We start from the raw sequence: 19,141 nt of genomic DNA, 5'->3' as shown, positions 1-19,141 counted from the left end.
AGATCGAACCCTTCATCGGCTCGCGTCTGAGCGATTGGGCCGTGCAGTGCCTTACGTCGCCCTACGGGATGCTCCACTCCCGCGTCTTCGCCGGGGGGACCACACGATGCGCGCAGCCGACGGCGGGACCGTCGAGGTGTTGCCCATCGGCTCGATCGGCTGGCGCCACGGCATGGGCGCGCCCGAACTACGGGACTGGATGGTCGGCCAGGCGCGCAGTCGCGGCGTCGACGTGCTGACCGGTACGCCACTGCGCCGACTGGTGTTCGACGACGGACGCGTCGTGGGCGCCGTGTTCGCCACACCGGATGGGCCCCTGGCGGTGCGGGCCCGCATGGGCATCAGTGTGGCGCCGAACGAGCACGACGGGTTCACTGGCGAGCCCCCGGCGGGCGTCGGCGGGGAGCAGCGGCGGGTGTGCCTGGTGGGACGTACCGCGAGCCGTTTCGGTCGAGTGGAGATCTTGCGCACGGCAACGCGTGACGTCGACACCCGCCGCCCGTGCTCAGCCGTGCACCGAGCGCTGCGCGACGTGCGGAACGCGCGCTCAGGTCCCGGGCACTGCCGGAAAGTGCACTGAGACGCCACCCTCTTCGAGCAACGCCAGCATCTCGTCGCCGGCCAGGGGCTCGGACAGCAGGAAGCCTTGCGCCCGCCTGCAGCCGTGGCGCAGCAGTGTCTGCGCCGCCGCCTCCGTTTCGACGCCCTCGGCCACCAGCTGCAGACCGAAGGCATCGGCGAGCGCGATGATCGCGCGCACGATCGCGAGGTCGTCGGGGTTGCGGCCCAGATCCGTCACGAAGCTGCGGTCGATCTTGAGGACGTCCACCGGCAACTGCTTGAGGTGTGCGAACACGCTGTAGCCCGTGCCGAAGTCGTCGATCGCCACCTTGACGCCCGCCTCGCGGAGGCCGGCCAGCGTGATGCTCGTGGTCTCCAGGTCGTGCACCACCACGCTCTCGGTGATCTCGACGCACACCGACCCGCGGGGCAGGTCGAACTCGGCGAGGATGCCGGCCACCGACTCGACGAATCCCCCGGCGACGAGCTGCACGGGGGAGACGTTCAGCCGCAGCACCACGTCGTCCGCGACGCCCGTGGCGCGCCACCGCGCGAACTCCGCGCAGGCGGTGCGCATCACCCACCGGCCGAGTTCACCGGCCAGGTTGATGGACTCGGCCACCGCGATGAACGAGGCCGGGGACAGCAGGCCTCGGGTGGGGTGTTCCCACCGGACCAGGGCCTCGGTGGCGAGCACCCGTCCGGTGCGCATGTCGACCTCGGGCAGGTAACGCAGGAACAGGGCCCCGTTCTCGATGACGTTCTGCAGGTGCAACTCGATGTCGTTGCGGAACTCCGACTCCAGGGCCATTTCCTCGGTGGCCGCCGCGACGCGGTTGCCGCCCTCGGCCTTGGCGGTCATCAACGCCTGATCGGCTCTGCGCAGGAGTTCCTTGGTGGTGTCGCGACCGGGAACGCCGAGCGCGACGCCGATGCTGACGGTGCGGGTGAGCATCTCGCCGTCGATGGCAACGCGCTCGCGCAGCACGCTCAGCAGGTGTTCGGCGAGTTCCTCGGCTTCGGTGGCCGACGTCGGCTCGGTCGGCACGACTACGAATTCGTCGCCGCCGAGGCGTGCGATGACGCTGGGGCGCTTGGTGCTCTGCTGGAGCCGGTCGGCGAGAACCCGGATGAACCAGTCGCCTGCCGTGTGTCCGAGGTAGTCGTTGATGGTCTTGAGCCGGTCGAGGTCGAAGTACAGCGTCGCGACCGGACCCGGGCGACCCGGCGCCAGCCTGGCCGCCAGGTGGTCGAGCAGCGCGCGCCGGTTGCACAGGCCGGTCAGGTCATCGTGCTCGGCGCGGTGACGGAGCTGATCCTCGGCCTTCACCCGTGCCTGCACCTGCGCGAACAGCGATCCGATGGCCTCGAGCGCGTTGAGTTCCTCCGGCCGCCACTCGCGATCGCCGAACTTCACGAAGCCGAGCACCCCGGTCGTGAGGTCGCCCGACACCAGCGGTGCTGCGGCCATCGACGTCTGGGGGACCGTGCGCGCCTCCTCGATGCGCCGTTGGTAGTCCTCGTTCTCGGGCCGGAACACCAGTGGCTTCTTGCCGTGCTCCGACGCCGCGAACACGGGGTCGGCGTCGGCGAAGTAGACGACGCCGAGCGGGTCGGGGTCGGGTACGTCCAGGCGCTCGGGCCATTCGGCCACCAGCAGGGATGCCCGAATGGAATGGTCGTTGTAGCGCAGGAAGCTGACGTCGACGTCGAAGTACGCGACGAGCATCGCGAGCACCTTGCGGGCCACCGGTACGGAGGTGGCCGCATTCGACGCCATGAGGTCGACGGCGACGTCGGTCACCAGCCGCTCAAGGCTTACGCGAGGCGTTCCTCCGGACATTGTGTAGACAGTATCGCCGGTCGTGTGTGTTCATGCTGCGTACGGCCCGCGACCGACACCGATTGGTCATCGTGGCCGCGCAACCTCGGTATCGGCCAACTGCGGGCGCGTCGCTGGAGACGAGCGCTGCGCGAGTGGCCGTGCACGGACGGGGCCCGTCGTGCTCGAGGGACTGGCGACCCGGGCGCTTCGGTTCGACCACTCACCGCAACCTGCCGGCAACGTCGACGTTGCCGAGCCCGCGGTGCGGCGTGGTCGCGGGCGATCGGCGGGAGCCCGGCGCCTGGCTACCCGTCGCGACGGTCGTCGACGAGGTCTGAGGGGGCGGCCGCGCCGGCGGACGTCTCGCGCACCTCGGCTACTGCGCCAGCCGCCCGGTGCGTGTCGGCGAGCGACCATGGCGGACGCGGGCCGCCTCGGCTCGGTCGGTCGACGGTCCGGTGATTTCGGCAATCCGGCCGGCCGTAGCGCTCGCGACGCCGTTGCGTGCGGTTACAAGGCGATCGCCGGACGCGAGGCGATCGCCGCGGTCTCCCGCAGGATCTTCGACAACTGTTCGGGGTCAGCATGATTGGCGAACGTCCGCCTGTCCCACCACATCATCTTCGTGCGGTAGCGCTCGTCGGGGTACGCCGCCGCGGGGATGGGGGCCACCACGCCGCCCGACGATCCCCAGCGCTCCAGGATGTGAGGCGCGGAGGTCGCCATGCAGAACTGGATGCCCATGAGTTCCAGTGCGTGAAAGCCACTGCGTGCCAGAGCGGTGGACACCAGGCCCGCCCGGCTCCGATCGTCCGTCGTCCACGCCGACTTCATCTCCAGGATGCCGAACGGCGCCCGGTCGTCGATCATCTTGCGCACCATGGGCAACCCCTCGTGGCCCGCCCACTCCACCACGGCGTGCGAGTCGTCGGCTCCCGTCAGCGGCCCCTTGGCGCGAACGCCGCCCAGCATGACCCCGTCGTCGTCGACCAGTGCCCAGAAGATCGCGGTGTCCGCCCCGTCGGCGATCGCCGCCACGTCGAGCGCCTTCTCGACGCCGTGCTTGCGGTAGCTGCGCTCGGCGCAGCACAGGTATTCCGACCACAGCGCGGAGTCGAGTTCCGGGGTCGATATGACCATCGTGGACCTCGAGTCCCTGTCCCACCAGCTGATGTTCTCGGGCATGCGAAAAGCCGCGTAGTCGTGAAATTCCAGGCTGGGAACGCTCATTTATTGCCCCATTCGTAGGGCAGCCGAGCGGCGTAGTACGGCGCCGCCGGCCACCGTTCATTCGCATCGGATTAATGCGAATCGCGCAGTCAGTATCGGGCCGTTCGAGCCAGGAAACCAGCGGTGAAATATGGTTACCCGCAGGTCACAAGCCTGCGGCAAAAAATTGTGCACGCGCGTCAAAACTCTGCAATGGCAATTTCGGTTATTAGCCCAGCGTATGAACCCGACTGGCAAAATTCGGCGCGAAATCCGACCAATTCCCTGGTTTTCCAGCAAATGGGAGATTGTGTTCAGATCGCGCAGCGGCTACATCTATTACGGGCGGCGTGCGACGTCGCGATCACCCCGAGAGGAGCAGGCGTGAAAGTCTTCAAGGATCTGAACGAGTTTGCAGCGGCACAGGGCAGCCAACTCGGCCCGACCGAGTGGATGGAAATCAGCCAGGAGCGCGTCAACCTGTTCGCCGACGCCACGGACGATCATCAGTGGATTCACGTCGATCCGGAGAAGGCGGCCGACGGCCCGTTCGGCGGCACCATCGCCCACGGGCTGCTGACACTGTCGCTGCTCCCGCACTTCTCGCATGACCTCTACCGCGTCGACGGCATCTCGCTGGCGGTGAACTACGGCTACAACAAGGTTCGCTTCATCACGCCGGTCAAGGTGGGGGCGAGGATCCGCGCCCGCGGCGAGGTCACCGCGATCAACCAACTCGAGAGCGCCGTGCAGGCGACCACCACGATCACCGTGGAGATCGAGGACTCGGAGAAGCCGGCAGCGGTCGCAGAGTCGATCATCCGCTACATCGCCTGACGGCGGCGGGGCATCAGCGGGAGCGCTGAGCCGCCTTGACGAGGCCGCCGCCGATGATCAGGCGCTGGATCTCGCTGGTGCCCTCGTAGAGGCGCAGCAGCCGCACCTCGCGGTAGATGCGTTCGACCGGAACGTCGCGCATGTATCCCGCGCCTCCGTGGACCTGAACCGCGAGATCGGCCACCTTGCCGACCATCTCGGTACAGAACAGCTTCGCGGTGGACGGGGCGATGCGTCGGTCCTCGCCGGACAGCCACAGCCGCGCGGCGTCGCGAACGAGCGCGCGTCCGGCCATCACGCCGGTCTGCTGGTCGGCGAGCATCGCCTGAACCAGCTGGAAGTTCCCGATCGGCGTGCCGCCCTGAGTGGCGGTGGCCGCGTAGCGCACCGATTCGTCGAGTGCGCGCTGCGCCGTGCCCACCGACAGCGCGGCGATGTGGATGCGTCCGCGTGCCAGTGACGTCATGGCCGCCCGGTAGCCGATGTCCACCGCGCCGCCGATGAGGGCATCGTTGCCGACGCGCACCTCGTCGAACGCGACGTCGGCGGTCCAGGCGCCCTCCTGGCCCATCTTGGCGTCCTTGCCCGCCACCCGTACGCCCTCGGCGTCCGCGGGTACGAGGAACACGGCGATGCCTGGTCCGTCGGCGTCGGCGGGCCGCGTCCTGGCGAACACCACGAACAGGTCGGCAGTCGGCGCGTTGGTGATGTACTGCTTCTGGCCGGTGATCACCCAGTCCGCGTCGTCGGAGGATCCGTCGCGCACCGCCTTGGTGCGCAGGCCCGCCGGGTTCGACCCGGCGCCCGGCTCGGTGAGGGCGAACGACGCCACGACGTCGCCGCTTGCGACGCCTTCGAGCCAGCGCTCCTTCTGCTGATCGGTGCCGAACCCCACTAGCACCTGACCCGCGATGCCGTTGTTGGTGCCGAACATCGACCGCAGCGCGAGCGTCGTGTAGCCGAACTCCATGGCCATCTCGACGTCTTGGGCGAGGTTCAGGCCCAGCCCACCCCACTGCTGGGGAATTGCATATCCGAATAGACCCATGTCCTTGGCCTGCTGGCGGATGTCGTCGGGCACCCGGTCGCCGGCCATGAACTCCTGCTCGCGCGGCATGACGACGTCGCGGACGAACTCACGGGTCGCGGTGAGGATGTCGGCGAAGTCGGCGTCGCTGACCGGCTCGTCATGCGCGACGGTGGCGGTATCGGCTGTGGTGGTGTTGGCCATTCGTCGGACTCTCCTGCTCGGGGGTGCGGCGTGCCTGCCACGAATATCATATTTTATGTTTGACGCCGACGGCCGGACTGAGAGGGGTACGACGACCATGGGACTGCTTGACGGACGCACCGCGGTGGTGACCGGCGGCGCACAGGGGATCGGCTTCGCCATCGCCGAGCGCTACGTGGCAGAGGGCGCACGCGTCGTCCTCGGCGACCTCGACCTCGATGCCACCGAGGCGGCGGTCGGCCGGTTGGGCGGCGCGGACGTGGCTCGCGCCGTGCGGTGCGACGTCACCAGGGCCGACGACGTCGAGGCGCTCGTGGCGGCGGCCGTCTCGGAGTTCGGTGGGTTGGACGTCATGGTCAACAACGCGGGCATCACGCGCGACGCGACGATGCGAAAGATGACCGAGGAGCAGTTCGACCAGGTGATCGCCGTGCACCTCAAGGGCAGCTGGAACGGCACCCGCAAGGCCGCCGACGTCATGCGCGAGCAGAAGCGCGGCGCGATCGTGAACATCTCCTCGATCTCGGGGAAGGTCGGGCTGATCGGCCAGACCAACTACTCGGCGGCCAAGGCCGGGATCGTCGGCCTCACCAAGGCCGCTGCCAAGGAGGTCGCCCACCTGGGTGTGCGGGTCAACGCCATCCAGCCAGGGCTCATCCGTTCGGCAATGACCGAGGCCATGCCGCAACGCATTTGGGACGCCAAGCTGGCCGAGATCCCGATGGCGCGTGCCGGCGAGCCCAGCGAGGTCGCGTCGGTGGCGCTGTTCCTCGCCTCGGACCTGTCGTCGTACATGACCGGCACGGTGCTGGAAGTGACCGGCGGGCGGCACATCTGATGAGCGCCTCGTTGCGCGAGGCGGTCGTCTGCGAGCCCGTCCGCACGCCCATCGGCCGCTACGGCGGCATGTTCAAGAGTCTGACCGCGGTCGACCTCGGCGTGGCCGCACTGCGCGGGCTGCTCGAGCGCACCGGCATCGGACCCGGCGACGTCGAGGACGTCATCCTGGGGCACTGCTATCCGAGCATGGAGGCCCCGGCGATCGGGCGCGTCGTGGCCCTGGACGCCGGCCTTCCCGTCACGGTGCCCGGCATGCAGCTCGACCGCCGGTGCGGCTCGGGCCTGCAGGCCGTCATCCAGGCCGCCATGCAAGTCGGCAGCGGCCAGAACGACCTCGTAGTTGCCGGGGGTGCCGAGTCCATGAGCAACGTGGTGTTCCACTCCACCGACATGCGCTGGGGTGGCGCGAGGGGAGGCGTGCAGGTGCACGACGCACTGTCGCGCGGCCGCACCACCGCAGGCGGGCGCGACTACCCCGTCCCGGGCGGCATGTTGGAGACGGCCGAGAACCTGCGTCGGCAGTACGACATCCCGCGCGACGAGCAGGACGAGCTGGCCGTGCGATCGCACCAGCGTGCGGTGGCAGCGCAACGCGACGGGTCGCTGGCCGAGCAGATCATCCCGGTCACGGTGTCGGGCAAGTCTGGTGATTCCGTGCTCGACACCGACGAGCACCCGCGTGCCGATACCTCGGTGGAAGCGCTGAGCCAGCTGAGACCCGTTCTGCTGAAGCAGGATCCCGACGCCACCGTGACGGCCGGAAACTCGAGCGGTCAGAACGACGCGGCATCGATGTGCATCGTGACCACCGTCGACAAGGCGGCCGAACTGGGGTTGACGCCGCTGGTTCGGCTGGTGTCCTGGGGCGTGGCCGGGGTACCGCCCAACGTGATGGGCATCGGTCCCGTGCCCGCGACCGAGGCTGCGCTGCAGAAGGCAGGGCTGGGCATCGCGGACATGGACGTCATCGAACTCAACGAAGCGTTCGCCGCCCAGGCGCTGGCGGTGACGCGGGAGTGGAAGTTCGGGCCGAGCGACTTCGACCGCACCAACGTTGCCGGGTCGGGTATCTCGCTCGGTCACCCCGTCGGCGCCACCGGCGGCCGGATGTTGGCCACGCTGGCGCGCGAACTGCACCGCCGCGACGGCCGATACGGCCTCGAGACGATGTGCATCGGCGGCGGCCAGGGTCTGGCTGCCGTGTTCGAGCGGGTCGGCGCGTGACGGCCAGCGAGAAGCGGAGCGGGATCGCCCATGACTAGGCTCGCGCAGACGGTCGGTCTGACCGACGTGCAGTGCGAGATCGTCTCGACTGTACGCGATTTCGTCGACAGGGAGATCATCCCGAACGCCCAGGAACTCGAGCACTCCGACACCTACCCGCAGCAGATCGTCGACGCGATGCGCGAGATGGGGCTGTTCGGCCTCATGATCGGCGAGGAGTACGGCGGACTGGGGGAGTCGCTGCTCACCTACGCGCTGTGCGTCGAGGAGCTGGCCCGCGGCTGGATGAGCGTCTCCGGCGTGATCAACACGCACTTCATCGTGGCCTACATGATCCGCCAGCACGGCACCGACGAACAGAAGAAGCGGTTCCTCCCGCGGATGGCCACCGGCGAGATCCGGGGAGCGTTCTCGATGTCCGAGCCAGAACTGGGTTCCGACGTCGCAGCCATCCGCACCAGGGGCGTCCGCAGGCCCGAGGGTGGTTACGCGATCACCGGCCAGAAGATGTGGCTGACCAACGGTGGCAGCTCGACTCTGGTTGCGGCGCTTGTGAAGACGGACGAGGGTGCAGACAAGCCGCATCGCAACCTGACGGCGTTCCTGATCGAGAAGCCGCCCGGTTTCGGCGAGGTGGCCCCCGGGCTGACGATCCCGGGAAAGCTCGACAAGCTCGGCTACAAGGGCATCGACACCACCGAGCTGATCTTCGACGGGTACGTCGCCTCCGATGACGACGTGCTCGGCAACGCGCCCGGCCGTGGCTTCGCCCAGATGATGGACGGCGTGGAAGTGGGCCGGGTCAACGTGTCGGCCCGCGCCTGCGGGGTGGCGTTGCGGGCGTTCGAACTCGCGGTGCGATACGCCCAGCAGCGCAGCACCTTCGGCAAGCCGATCGCCGACCACCAGGCGATCGCGTTCCAGCTCGCCGAGATGGCGACCAAGGTCGAGGCGGCGCACCTGATGATGGTCAACGCCGCCAGGCTCAAGGACTCCGGTGAGCGCAACGACGTCGCGGCGGGCATGGCGAAGTACCTGGCCAGTGAGTACTGCATCGAGGTCACCCAGCAGAGCTTCCGCATCCACGGCGGCTACGGATACTCCAAGGAGTACGAGATCGAACGGCTGATGCGCGACGCGCCGTTCCTGCTGATCGGCGAGGGCACCAGCGAGATCCAGAAGACCATCATCAGCAAGAACCTCCTCCATGAATACCGACTCTGAGCCGGCCTTCGCGGCGCGGCCGCAACTCTCCGACGACGTCGCGCGCTACGTCCGCCGGCGAATCTTCAACGGCACGTTCGCTGCCGGGGTGTACCTGCGCCTCGATCAGCTGGCCGCCGAACTCGGCATCAGCGTCACCCCGGTGCGGGAGGCGCTGCTGAACCTGCGGGCCGAGGGTCTGCTCGTCCAGCATCCGCGCCGCGGCTTCATGGTGCTCGAGGTGACCGCGCGCGACATCGCCGACGTGGCGGGGGTGCAGGCGTTCATCGGGGGAGAGCTGGCCGCGCGGGCCGCGGTGAACATCACCGACGACCAGCTGGCGTCACTCAAGGCCGTCCAGGACGAACTCGAACGGGCCTACGAGACCGACGATCTCGAGCGGATGGTGCGGCTCAACCACGAGTTCCACCGCACCATCAACGTGGCCGCCGGGTCGCCGAAGCTGACGCACGTGATGTCGACCATCACGAGATATGCGCCGGAGTCGGTGTTCCCGACGCTGGAGGGCTGGCCCAAGCAGTCGATCTCCGACCATCGCCGGGTGATCGCCGCCTTCGAGCGCCGCGACGCCACGCGGGCCCGGACCGCGATGGCCGAGCACTTCACCATCGGCGTGGCGCCGCTGACCGAGCACCTCGTCGAACGCGGCGTTATCGCCGCGGCCCCGTCGTCGGAGGCGGCGGGGTCGTAGGCCCATGCCCGTCGAGTGTGGGCCTCGTGTACGCGAAACTGCCCGCGCGCGTGCACGAGCCCCACGCTCGGCGTCGTTTGGGTTGAGGTAGCGGTCATGGTGGGGAAGTGCGGGTGGGGGTGTTCGTGAGCGCTATGTGAACCTCGCGCCCGTCGAGTGTGGGCCTCGTGTACGCGAAACTGCCCGCGGGCGTGCATAAGCCCCATGCTCGGCGGGCGCCTGTCGCGTGACGGTCAGTACTGGGTGGTGCCGCCGTCGACCGCGATCGCCGCGGCGGTGACGAAGCGCGACTCGTCACTGGCCAGCCACAGCACCGCATCGGCGATGTCGTGCGGTTCGCAGATGCCCTCGGGCAGGAAGCCGACGAGCATGTTCGACAGCTGCGGGTGGGACTCCATGGTCCTGCCGATCTCGGCCACCATGTCGCCCGACCCCATGTCGCTGGCGACCGGGCCGGGGTGCACGCTGTTCACCCGAATGCCGTGGCGACCGAGTTCGGCGGCGAAGCCGCGCGCCATGCCCGTGACAGCGTGCTTGCTCGCGGTGTAGTGAATCATGAAGGGCTGCATCTTCAGTCCGGCCGCCGAGCTGATCAGCACGATCGACCCGCCGCGCCCGCCGTCGATCACGTGTCGGGCGCCCGCCATCACCGTGTTCCACGTGCCGGTCACGTTGACGTCCATGACGTCGCGGAAGGAGTCCGGGGTGATCTCGTCCCAGGTCTGGGGGACGGCGATGCCCGCGTTGGCGACGATGACGTCGAGGCGTCCCAACTCCGCCACCCCCTCGGCGACGACGTCGTTCATCCGGCCGTGGTCGCGGGTGTCGACGGCCGACGCCAGGATTCGGCGCCCGGTCTTCTCGACCAGCCGAACGGTCTCGTCGAGGTCCTCGGGTGTCGCGGGGTCGTAGCGCACGCACGGCGGAAGTTGGCCTGCGACGTCGACGGCGATCACGTCGGCACCCTCCTGCGCCATCCGGACCGCATGCGCGCGGCCCTGCCCTCGCGCCGCGCCGGTGACGAATGCGACCTTGCCCTCGAGGCGTCCGCTCACGCGTCGATCCTTCCGTCGTCTGCTCCCGGCGCGGAGCGTTCCTCCGACCTGCTGTTGGCAACACTACAGTTTCTGCTAGATTTGTAACGCAGGTCCACGCTGCCGCCGGCACTGCCCAGGTAGCCCGAGAATCCCGAGGTTCGAAGACATGTCCACACCCGTCATCGTCGGAGCAGTCCGAACCGCTATCGGGCGGTCCTTCAAGGGCACGCTGGTCAACACGCCGCCGGAGACCCTGATCACCGCCGTGCTGCCAGAGATCGTGCGCCGCTCGGGCATCGACCCCGCGGACGTCGACGACCTGATCTTCGCCGAATCCCATTACGGCGGCGGCGATCTCGCCCGTTATGCGGCCACGGCGACGGGCCTCGAGCACGTGCCGGGCCAGTCGGTGAACCGGCACTGCGCGGGCAGCCTCACCGCGATCGGCAACGCCTCGGCGCAGATCGGCTCCGGCATGGAGCGCGCGCTCATCGCAGGCGGGGTGCAGTCTCTGTCGATGACGCCGCTGACCAACTGGCGCATCCCCGGCCCGGAGCTGAAGTTCGAGGAGCGGTGGATGCCGCCCACGCACGTCGAGACGCCCGACGCGCCTGCCAAGGACATGTCGATCACCGTCGGATGGAACACCGCCCAGGCAGCGGGCATCAGCCGCGAGGAGATGGACGCGTGGGCCGCACGCAGCCACCAGCGCGCGGTCGCCGCCCAGGATGCGGGCAAGTTCGACGACGAGATCCTGCCGCTGAAGATCACCCAGTTCGACGGCTCGATCACCGAGTTCGCCGTCGACGAGCACCCGCGCCGTGACACCACCGTCGAGAAGCTGGCAGGCCTCAAGGTCCTGCACCCCGAGATCGAGGGCTTCTCCATCACCGCGGGCAACGCCAGCGGCACCAACGACGCGTGCGCCGCGGTCGCTCTGACCGAACGCGGCTACGCCGAGGCCGAGAACCTCGACGTCATGGCCACCGTGAAGGCGTGGGCCTCGATCGGCGTGGCGCCGCGCGACACCGGTCTGGGCGGCGTGCGGGTCATCGGCAAGGTGCTCGAGCGCGCCGGTCTGTCGGCCTCCGACGTCACCCTGTGGGAGATCAACGAAGCGTTTGCCTCGGTGCCGATCGCGGCATGCAAGGAGTACGGGCTCGACGAGGAGAAGGTGAACTTCTCCGGCAGCGGGTGCAGCCTCGGCCACCCGATCGCCGCCTCGGGCGCGCGGATGATGACCACTCTGGTCTACGAGCTACGCCGCCGCGGCGGCGGCATCGGCGTCGCAGCCATGTGCGCGGGTGGCGGCCAGGGCGGCGCCGTCGTCATCGAGGTCTAGCGGTCGGCAGCAGCCTTGCGGCGCGGCGTCGCGGTCTTGCGGCGCTGGGCCGGCTTGGCGGCCGACTCCTCGATCAGCCGCGCGGCATGGTCGAGGATGCAGTCCAGCCCGTATTCGAAGTTCTTCTCGTCCGACGCCCCGATGCGGTGGCCTTCGGCGCTGACCTTGGCGAGCAGGGGCGCGGTCTCCGGATCGATGACCATCGCCTCCTCGAAGTAGCCGGGTCCGCAGTCGGTCGACTGGTTCTTGTCGTAGAGCCGCTGCAGGACGACCGAGCCGCGGACGTGCAGGGAGACCGCCGAGTACGTGTCGAACGCATCCTCGGGTGACAGGCCCGCCTCGGCGAGGCTCTCGATGGCCTTCTCCACGGCGGCGACGCCGAGCTTGGCGGCCCGTGGTGACAGTGCCGAGCGGATGAGGATGAGGTCGCACAGAATCGGGTTGCCCAGGAACGCCTTTCGCATCACACGAGCGTGGTTGCGCAGGGTCTCCCGCCAGTCGGCGGCCTCGACGTAGGGCGTGGCGAACACGTACTGGCGCAGTGCGCGGTCGGTCATCGCGTTGAGCAGGTCGTCCTTCTTGCGGAAGTACCAGTAGATGCTGGTTACTCCGACGCCGAGGTGCTTGCCCAGCAGGGGCATACTGAGGTTGTCGATGCCGATGTCCTCGGCGAGTTCGAACGCACCGTTGATGATGTCGTCGGGGTTGATGGAACCGCGCTCACGGCGCTGCCGCTTCTCTGCGGTCGGTTGCTTGGCCACCGGGGGCACCTCCATCAGTTCAGTGGGCGGACGACACCGTGAAGCTTACCGGTAGGCATACCGTGTGGGTTTCTTCACGCTGTGGGCCTCGCTTGCGCGCGTAGGCCCGTCCCGATGCCTGCCCGGCGGGGGCCGTTGCCAAGACGCTCGAATCAGCTGCGCTGCAATTGGATTCGATCCGACCGTTGGCCGCTCCACCACTACTGAAAGCCCTATAGTAGGTTTCACCCGTACGACCCGAAGTGGCATTCGAACTCGACGGCAAAGGGGCCCCACGTGTCCGATGAAGTAGTCATTCGCGAGCGACGGGGACGCACCCTGATCGTCACCATCAACCGCCCGCAGGCCCGCAACGCGTTCAACCTCGCCGTTGCCCAGGGGCTCGCCGACGCCATGGACGAACTCGACGACACCCCGGAGTTGTCGGTCGCGATCGTCACGGGCGCGGGCGGCAACTTCTGCGCCGGCATGGACCTCAAGGCGTTCATGGCAGGCGAGGTCCCGGCCATTCCCGGCCGCGGAATCGGCTTCACCGAGCGCCCGCCGCGCAAGCCGCTGATCGCGGCCGTCGAGGGCTACGCACTGGCGGGTGGCACCGAGATCGTGCTCGCCACCGACCTCGTCGTGGCCGCCAAGGACGCGAAGTTCGGCATTCCGGAGGTCAAGCGCGGCCTGGTGGCAGCTGGTGGCGGCCTGCTCCGCCTGCCCCACCGCATCCCGTACCAGAAGGCGCTCGAACTCGCGTTGACCGGAGACAGTTTCACCGCCGAGGAAGCATCGCAGTGGGGTTTCGTGAACGTCCTCACCGGAACCGGCGGTGCGCTCGACGGTGCGCTCGCACTCGCCGAACGCATCACGGCCAACGGTCCTCTCGCCGTGGCGGTCACCAAGGAGATCATCGCGAAGTCCGCCGGATGGAGCGAGGCCGAGATGTGGAAGAAGCAGAACGAACTCGTCATGCCGGTCTTCTCGTCGAAGGACGCGATGGAGGGCGCGACCGCGTTCGCCGAGAAGCGGAAGCCGAACTGGACCGGCGCCTGACCGACGGGGTGCGCCCTCGCGACGTCTACACCAGCGTCGTGGAACGCCGCCCCGTCACGACGCTGGGGTAGATCTCGCGAGTTCTGAAGGGTGTGCGAAGCGCTCCCGTAGGCACTACCGATAGGTGTACGGTAAGTCCATACACAGAGGCCTGCCCCATCAGGAGTCGACGACGATGAGGTCGCATTGACCGCCACCGACATTGGTCCCGTGCTCTACGAGGTTCGGAGCAGCGGCGTCGCCGTGGTGACGCTCAACCGGCCGGAACGGCTGAACGCCTGGGGCGGAGGATTGGCTGCGGCCTTCTACCGCTGCATGGACGCCGCTGAGGCCGACCCGGCGGTACGCGTCATCCTGGTGACCGGCAACGGACGTGCCTTCTGTGCAGGCGCCGACATGGGCGACCTCGACACGATCAGCGGTGCAAGCGATTCCGGGGAGAGCGCCGACGTCACGGCGCTCGTCGGCGAGCGCCACCCCCACTTCGTCACCAAGCTGCGCAAGCCCGTGATCGCGGCGATAAACGGGGCCTGCGCGGGCATCGGGCTCACCCTGTCCCTGATGTGCGACATCCGCTTCGCCGCCGCCGGCGCGAAGTTTACGACGGCCTTCGCGCGTCGCGGCCTGATCGGCGAGTACGGCATCTCCTGGATTCTGCCGCGGGTGGTGGGCTGGAGCGTCGCCATGGACCTGCTGCTGAGCGGGCGCACGTTCCTGGCCGAGGAGGCTGCCGAACTGGGCCTCGTCAAGCAGGTGGTCGCACCGGAGGACCTGATGCCCACCGCACTGGCCTACGCCGAGGACATCGCCGTCCACTGCGCCCCCAGCGCGCTGGCGGTGATCAAGCGCCAGCTGTACGACGACGCATTGCGCGACCTGGAGACCACCAGCGACCGCGCCGAGACCCTGATGTACGAGTCGATGCGACGGCCCGACTTCATCGAGGGCATCACCGCCTTCTTCGAGAAGCGACAGCCCAGTTACCCGCCGCACGAGGAGGACCCGACGTGAGCGAGCCCGCGCCCCTGAACTACCGGGCGATCGACGTCGACAACCACTACTACGAGCCGATCGACTCCTTCACCCGGCACCTGCCCAAGGAGTTCAAGCGCCGCGGCGTTCAGATGCTCACCGAGGGCAAGCGAACCTACGCGGTCATGGGCGGGGTGGTGAACCACTTCGTCCCGAACCCCACGTTCGACCCGATCATCGAGCCGGGCTGCCTGGATCTGCTGTTTCGCGGCGAGATTCCCGAGGGCGTCGACCCGGCGTCTCTGATGAAGGTCGACCGGCTCGCCGATCATCCCGAGTACCAGAACCGCGACGCCCGGGTGCAGATCCTCGACGAGCAGAACCTCGAGACGGTGTTCATGCTGCCCACGTTCGCCTGTGGTGTGGAGGAAGCACTCAAGCACGACGTCGAGGCGACCATGGCCTCGGTCCACGCCTTCAACCTGTGGCTGGACGAGGACTGGGGTTTCGACCGGCCCGACCACCGATTCCTCTCGGCGCCGATCATCTCACTGGCCGACCCGGACAAGGCGGTCGACGAAGTCGAGTTCGTGCTGGCGCGCGGCGCCAAGATCGTCTGCGTGCGCCCGGCGCCGGTACCCGGTGTCGTCAAACCGCGCTCGCTGGGCCACCCACTTCACGACCCGGTCTGGGCGCGGTTGGCCGAAGCCGGTGTCCCAGTGGTGTTTCACCTGTCCGACAGCGGCTATTTGGCGATCGCGGCACTGTGGGGCGGCAAGGCGACGTTCGAGGGCTTCGGCATGAAGGACCCACTCGACCAGGTGCTGCTAGACGACCGTGCCATCCACGACTCGATGGCCTCGATGATCGTGCACCAGGTCTTCACCCGGCACCCCACGCTGAAGGTCGCGAGCATCGAGAACGGCTCCTACTTCGTCTACCGGCTGATCAAGCGCCTGAAGAAGGCGGCCAACACCGCGCCGTACCACTTCACCGAGGACCCGGTCGAGCAGTTGCGCAACAACGTCTGGATCGCCCCGTACTACGAGGACGACGTGAAGCTGCTCGCCGCCACCATCGGCGTCGACAAGATCCTGTTCGGCTCCGACTGGCCGCACGGCGAGGGGCTCGCCGACCCAATGACCTTCACGGCCGACATTCCGCAGTTCCCGGAGTTCAGCGCCGAGGACACGCGAAAGGTCATGCGCGACAACGCACTAGATCTCCTCGGACGAGCCCCGGTGGGCTCTCGATGACCCACCGCGCCATCGACTGCCTCGTCAACGTCCACTTCGGCGAGACGGCCACGCAACCCGACCTCATGCTGAAGGTGCGCGACGACTACTTCAAGGGCCCGCAGTCGCTCTACGACCAGGTCGAACTGCCCGAGCTGCTCGACGAGATGGACGCCCACGGCGTCGTCAAGGCGATTTTGATGGACAACGTGGTCAAGCCCTCGGCCACGGCGAGGTCGTTCGTCGAACAGCGACCGGACCGGTTCGCCCTCGCCGTGGGTGGAATCGATCTGCTGCGTCCCGTTCCCGCGCTGCGCGACCTCGCGGCCATCGCGGCGGACCTGCCGGTCGCGTATGCCGCTGTGGGCCCTAGCTTCTGGGGCGACGGCATGTACCCCCCGAGCGACGCGGTGTACTACCCGCTCTACGCCAAGTGCGCCGAGATCGGACTGCCGTTGTGCGTCAACACCGGCCTACCGGGGCCGCCCATCCCCGGTGAGGTGCAGAACCCGATCCACCTGGACCGGGTGTGCGTGCGGTTCCCGGAACTGCGGCTGTGCATGATCCATGGGGCGGACCCGTGGTGGGACGTCGCGATCCGGATGCTGATCAAGTACCCCAACCTGCGTCTGATGACGTCGGCATGGTCGCCGAAGCGGTTGCCCGACTCCTTGCTGCACTTCATGCGCACCCGCGGCAGGGGCAAGGTGATCTTCGCGTCCGACTGGCCCGTGCTGCGTCAAAGTCGCGTCGTGCCTGAGGCATTGGCTCTCGACCTACCGCCCGACGTGCTGGACGGATATCTGTACGACAACGCCGAGGAGTTCTTCTTCGGCGCAGGAGAGGACCGGTGATCGGATGGACCGCTACGAACTCCGCCGCGAGGACTACAGCCTGTCCGAGGATCAGTCCGATCTTGCACAGGCCTACCGGAAGTTCTTCAAGGCGAACTGCTCGATCGACGCCGTTCGCGCCGCCGAGACCACGGGGTTCGACAAGAGCCTCTGGGAGCGCCTGTGCGCCACCGGCGCCACCACGATGGCGCTGCCCGAATCGGCGGGCGGCGACGGTGCCACATTGGTCGATCTGACGCTCGTCGCCGAGGAACTCGGCCGGTCGCTGGCACCGCTACCGTGGATCGACCACGTCTGCGCGGCACGGCTACTGGCCCGCCTCGGCGCGTCCGATCCAGCGGTCGTCAGCGGTGAGCAGATCGTCGGCTTCGACGCCCGCGAGGTGGACGCCCCCGGCCGACGGCTGATCCCGTCGGGTGCGGTGGCCGACCAGGTGATCGTGCGCGACGGTGACGACGTGGTCCGCCTGACGTTCGCGACGCGGCCTGCGCGGGTGGAGAACATCGCCCGGCTGCCGATGGCGTGGGTGGACCCCGCGGCGGCCGATACCCGCACCGTGCTCGCCAGTGGCCCCGGCGCGCTGGCCGACTACCAACTGGCCCTCGACGAATGGCGCCTGCTCACGGCAGCGGCGCTGACCGGCCTGGTGGAGGAGACGATGACCATCGCCGCCGAGTTCGCCAAGACGCGGTACACGCTTGGCGTTCCGATCGGGACGCTGCAGGCCATCTCGCACCCGCTGGCCAACATGGCGATCGTCGTCCAGGGCGGGCGGGCGCTGGCCCGTCGCGCGGCCTGGTACCTCGACAACGAACCCGGCGTGCGGCCGGAGCTGGGCGCGTGCGCATTCGTGTTCATGTCCGAGGAGGCGGCCAAGGCGGCGACCATGGCCGTGCACGTGCAGGGCGGGCTCGGGGTGTCGGCCGAAGCCGCGGCCACCGCCTACCTGGTCCGGGCCAGGGGGTGGCCACTGGCAGGAGGCGATCCCGGTGCCACCGCGGTCCGCATCGCACGCATCGTCGCCGAGCGCGAGAACGCCTCGGTCGCAACGTCCGTCGAGCAGGCGCGATGAACTTCGAGCGGGTGGAACTGTCCGTCGAGGACCAGGCCTTCCTCGACGACACGCGTGCGCTGCTGTCGAGCCTCGTCACCGACGAGGTCCTGCGACGGGACCGCGAGACCGGGGACAACTTCGACGAGGGCGTGCACCTCGCGCTGGGCACCGCCGGATACCTGGCGGGAGAATGGAACTCCGAGGCCGACGGTGGCTTTCCGCGCGTGCGACGGCGACTGTGGGAGCAGGAGAAGCGACGTTTTCACGTGCCGTGGGTGACGTCGGGCACCACGTCGATGGTGGCGCGTTCGGTGCAGGAGTTCGGCAGTCCCGAGCTGCGCGACGAGGTGCTGCCCGGGGTGTTGAGCGGCCACGTCCGGCTGTGCCTCGGCTACACCGAACCCGAGGGCGGCTCCGACATCGCCACCTGCAAGACCCGCGCCGTCCGAGACGGTGAGCACTGGGTGGTCAACGGCGCCAAGATGTTCACCACCGGCGCGCACAACTGCCAGTACGTCTTCCTCATCACCAACACCGATCCGGATGCGCCGAAGCATCGGAGCCTGACCATGTTCCTGGTGCCGCTCGACACGCCCGGCATCGAGATCCAGGGCATCCGCACCGTCGACGGCGACCGCACCAACATCGTGTACTACAGCGACGTACGGGTGGACGACCGCTATCGGCTCGGCGAGGTCAACGGCGGCTGGACGGTGCTGCGCGAGCCGCTCAACGCCGAGCACGGCGCCGTGGACGCCAGTGCCGATGGACTGCAGGACGTCTCGATCATGATGCACCAGGGTGGCTTCATGGTCAGTGCGTGCGACCGGGCGGCAGCAATCGTGGGGCGCTCGGGGCGCGACGGGCGCAGACCGGTCGACGACGGGTCCGTAGCCTACCGATTCGGCCGCAGTGTCGCGCGCATGGAGGTGGCGATCAGCACCCCCAACGTCTTCGGCCGGGTCGCTCTGGCGCAGACCATGCGCGACGTGGCACCGGACCTGATGGACGTACTCGGCGAGGCGGCCGCCCTACCTATCGACACCGACGGGGCAATCGACGACGGTGCCTCGGAGTACGTGTACCGGTTCGCGCCGCTGGTCGGCATCTACGGCGGCACGCTGGAGGTCTTCCGAAACATGATCGCGCAGTACGTGCTCGGACTCGGCAAGCCCAGCTACTCGGTGGCGAAGACGCCGTAGG

The 19,141-nt window shown here is 68.3% G+C and carries 18 protein-coding genes; 13 read left to right on the top strand and 5 right to left on the bottom strand.

Features of this window, described 5'->3' with window-relative positions; all coding sequences use genetic code 11:
• The first annotated feature begins 106 nt into the window (after positions 1–106).
• On the top strand, positions 107–580 hold the full coding sequence (locus G6N61_RS09990) for a hypothetical protein (protein ID WP_163918378.1): 474 nt from the start codon (positions 107–109) through the stop codon (positions 578–580).
• On the opposite strand, the gene G6N61_RS09985 is transcribed toward G6N61_RS09990, so the two are convergent.
• Both G6N61_RS09985 and G6N61_RS09980 read right to left on the bottom strand, forming a co-directional pair.
• Entirely contained in the window at positions 548–2,404 is a 1,857-nt protein-coding gene (locus tag G6N61_RS09985; RefSeq protein WP_163918377.1) for a putative bifunctional diguanylate cyclase/phosphodiesterase, read from the bottom strand. The genes G6N61_RS09990 and G6N61_RS09985 overlap by 33 nt on opposite strands.
• 492 nt (positions 2,405–2,896) lie before the next feature.
• A complete protein-coding gene (locus G6N61_RS09980) occupies positions 2,897–3,616 on the bottom strand; it encodes a hypothetical protein (protein WP_163918376.1) in 720 nt (239 codons plus the stop codon).
• 363 nt (positions 3,617–3,979) lie between these two features.
• On the opposite strand from G6N61_RS09980, the gene G6N61_RS09975 reads away from it, so the two are divergent.
• Complete coding sequence (locus tag G6N61_RS09975; RefSeq protein ID WP_163924726.1) at positions 3,980–4,432, top strand: MaoC family dehydratase; 453 nt, start codon at positions 3,980–3,982, stop codon at positions 4,430–4,432.
• Between the two features lie 13 nt (positions 4,433–4,445).
• Here the strand turns inward: G6N61_RS09975 and G6N61_RS09970 are convergent, their stop codons facing one another.
• Positions 4,446–5,663 (bottom strand): acyl-CoA dehydrogenase family protein, encoded by a 1,218-nt coding sequence (locus tag G6N61_RS09970; RefSeq protein ID WP_163918375.1) that lies wholly within the window; start codon positions 5,661–5,663, stop codon positions 4,446–4,448.
• A gap of 97 nt (positions 5,664–5,760) precedes the next feature.
• On the opposite strand from G6N61_RS09970, the gene fabG reads away from it, so the two are divergent.
• The 4 genes from fabG to G6N61_RS09950 are packed head-to-tail and all read left to right on the top strand — an operon-like array spanning position 5,761 to position 9,642.
• Entirely contained in the window at positions 5,761–6,501 is a 741-nt protein-coding gene (fabG, locus tag G6N61_RS09965) for a 3-oxoacyl-ACP reductase FabG (protein ID WP_163918374.1), read from the top strand.
• Positions 6,501–7,727 carry an acetyl-CoA C-acetyltransferase gene (locus tag G6N61_RS09960; RefSeq protein ID WP_179973599.1) on the top strand — a complete coding sequence of 409 codons (1,227 nt, stop codon included), beginning with the start codon at positions 6,501–6,503 and terminating at the stop codon, positions 7,725–7,727. Before fabG ends, G6N61_RS09960 begins: the two co-directional genes overlap by 1 nt.
• A 30-nt stretch (positions 7,728–7,757) precedes the next feature.
• Complete coding sequence (locus G6N61_RS09955; protein ID WP_163918373.1) at positions 7,758–8,951, top strand: acyl-CoA dehydrogenase family protein; 1,194 nt, start codon at positions 7,758–7,760, stop codon at positions 8,949–8,951.
• A complete protein-coding gene (locus tag G6N61_RS09950; protein ID WP_163918372.1) occupies positions 8,935–9,642 on the top strand; it encodes a GntR family transcriptional regulator in 708 nt (235 codons plus the stop codon). Before G6N61_RS09955 ends, G6N61_RS09950 begins: the two co-directional genes overlap by 17 nt.
• 233 nt (positions 9,643–9,875) lie before the next feature.
• Here the strand turns inward: G6N61_RS09950 and G6N61_RS09945 are convergent, their stop codons facing one another.
• Positions 9,876–10,697: a mycofactocin-coupled SDR family oxidoreductase gene (locus G6N61_RS09945; protein WP_163918371.1), complete on the bottom strand. Its 822-nt coding sequence runs from the start codon at positions 10,695–10,697 to the stop codon at positions 9,876–9,878.
• Positions 10,698–10,845: 148 nt separating this feature from the next.
• Here G6N61_RS09945 and G6N61_RS09940 point away from each other — a divergent pair, with 148 nt between their 5' ends.
• Positions 10,846–12,021, top strand: a complete 1,176-nt coding sequence (locus G6N61_RS09940; RefSeq protein ID WP_163918370.1) for a thiolase family protein — start codon at positions 10,846–10,848, stop codon at positions 12,019–12,021.
• Here the strand turns inward: G6N61_RS09940 and G6N61_RS09935 are convergent.
• Positions 12,018–12,797, bottom strand: a complete 780-nt coding sequence (locus G6N61_RS09935; RefSeq protein WP_179973598.1) for a TetR/AcrR family transcriptional regulator — start codon at positions 12,795–12,797, stop codon at positions 12,018–12,020. The two genes, G6N61_RS09940 and G6N61_RS09935, sit on opposite strands and share 4 nt — an antisense overlap.
• 261 nt (positions 12,798–13,058) lie before the next feature.
• On the opposite strand from G6N61_RS09935, the gene G6N61_RS09930 reads away from it, so the two are divergent.
• The 6 genes from G6N61_RS09930 (at position 13,059) to G6N61_RS09905 (ending at position 19,140) form a co-directional block, all read left to right on the top strand.
• Positions 13,059–13,823: a crotonase/enoyl-CoA hydratase family protein gene (locus G6N61_RS09930; protein WP_163918368.1), complete on the top strand. Its 765-nt coding sequence runs from the start codon at positions 13,059–13,061 to the stop codon at positions 13,821–13,823.
• Positions 13,824–14,009: 186 nt separating this feature from the next.
• Positions 14,010–14,834, top strand: coding sequence for an enoyl-CoA hydratase (locus G6N61_RS09925; RefSeq protein WP_163918367.1), 825 nt, complete (start codon positions 14,010–14,012; stop codon positions 14,832–14,834).
• Positions 14,831–16,051 carry an amidohydrolase family protein gene (locus G6N61_RS09920; RefSeq protein ID WP_163918366.1) on the top strand — a complete coding sequence of 407 codons (1,221 nt, stop codon included), beginning with the start codon at positions 14,831–14,833 and terminating at the stop codon, positions 16,049–16,051. The genes G6N61_RS09925 and G6N61_RS09920 overlap by 4 nt, the downstream gene beginning before the upstream one ends.
• A complete protein-coding gene (locus G6N61_RS09915) occupies positions 16,048–16,884 on the top strand; it encodes an amidohydrolase family protein (RefSeq protein ID WP_163918365.1) in 837 nt (278 codons plus the stop codon). Before G6N61_RS09920 ends, G6N61_RS09915 begins: the two co-directional genes overlap by 4 nt.
• Before the next feature lie 4 nt (positions 16,885–16,888).
• Positions 16,889–17,956, top strand: a complete 1,068-nt coding sequence (locus G6N61_RS09910) for an acyl-CoA dehydrogenase family protein (protein ID WP_163918364.1) — start codon at positions 16,889–16,891, stop codon at positions 17,954–17,956.
• The gene (locus G6N61_RS09905) at positions 17,953–19,140 is read left to right on the top strand and encodes an acyl-CoA dehydrogenase family protein (protein ID WP_163918363.1); all 1,188 of its coding nucleotides are present in this window, start codon (positions 17,953–17,955) and stop codon (positions 19,138–19,140) included. The genes G6N61_RS09910 and G6N61_RS09905 overlap by 4 nt, the downstream gene beginning before the upstream one ends.
• Position 19,141 lies beyond the last annotated feature (1 nt).

The organism is Mycolicibacterium arabiense, assembly GCF_010731815.2.
In the GTDB taxonomy this organism is placed as follows: domain Bacteria; phylum Actinomycetota; class Actinomycetes; order Mycobacteriales; family Mycobacteriaceae; genus Mycobacterium; species Mycobacterium arabiense.
Note: the sequence above shows the minus strand (reverse complement) of the source record. Positions and strands in the feature narration are given on the sequence as shown.

Coding starts and splice junctions, on each gene's coding strand:
- G6N61_RS09980 (WP_163918376.1), bottom strand. CDS start 3,616: ATGAGCGTTCCCAGCCTGGAATTTCACGACTACGCGGCTTTTCGCATG.
- G6N61_RS09960 (WP_179973599.1), top strand. CDS start 6,501: ATGAGCGCCTCGTTGCGCGAGGCGGTCGTCTGCGAGCCCGTCCGCACG.
- G6N61_RS09940 (WP_163918370.1), top strand. CDS start 10,846: ATGTCCACACCCGTCATCGTCGGAGCAGTCCGAACCGCTATCGGGCGG.
- G6N61_RS09935 (WP_179973598.1), bottom strand. CDS start 12,797: ATGGAGGTGCCCCCGGTGGCCAAGCAACCGACCGCAGAGAAGCGGCAG.
- G6N61_RS09985 (WP_163918377.1), bottom strand. CDS start 2,404: ATGTCCGGAGGAACGCCTCGCGTAAGCCTTGAGCGGCTGGTGACCGAC.
- G6N61_RS09905 (WP_163918363.1), top strand. CDS start 17,953: ATGAACTTCGAGCGGGTGGAACTGTCCGTCGAGGACCAGGCCTTCCTC.
- G6N61_RS09990 (WP_163918378.1), top strand. CDS start 107: ATGCGCGCAGCCGACGGCGGGACCGTCGAGGTGTTGCCCATCGGCTCG.
- G6N61_RS09910 (WP_163918364.1), top strand. CDS start 16,889: ATGGACCGCTACGAACTCCGCCGCGAGGACTACAGCCTGTCCGAGGAT.
- fabG (WP_163918374.1), top strand. CDS start 5,761: ATGGGACTGCTTGACGGACGCACCGCGGTGGTGACCGGCGGCGCACAG.
- G6N61_RS09950 (WP_163918372.1), top strand. CDS start 8,935: ATGAATACCGACTCTGAGCCGGCCTTCGCGGCGCGGCCGCAACTCTCC.
- G6N61_RS09955 (WP_163918373.1), top strand. CDS start 7,758: ATGACTAGGCTCGCGCAGACGGTCGGTCTGACCGACGTGCAGTGCGAG.
- G6N61_RS09970 (WP_163918375.1), bottom strand. CDS start 5,663: ATGGCCAACACCACCACAGCCGATACCGCCACCGTCGCGCATGACGAG.
- G6N61_RS09915 (WP_163918365.1), top strand. CDS start 16,048: ATGACCCACCGCGCCATCGACTGCCTCGTCAACGTCCACTTCGGCGAG.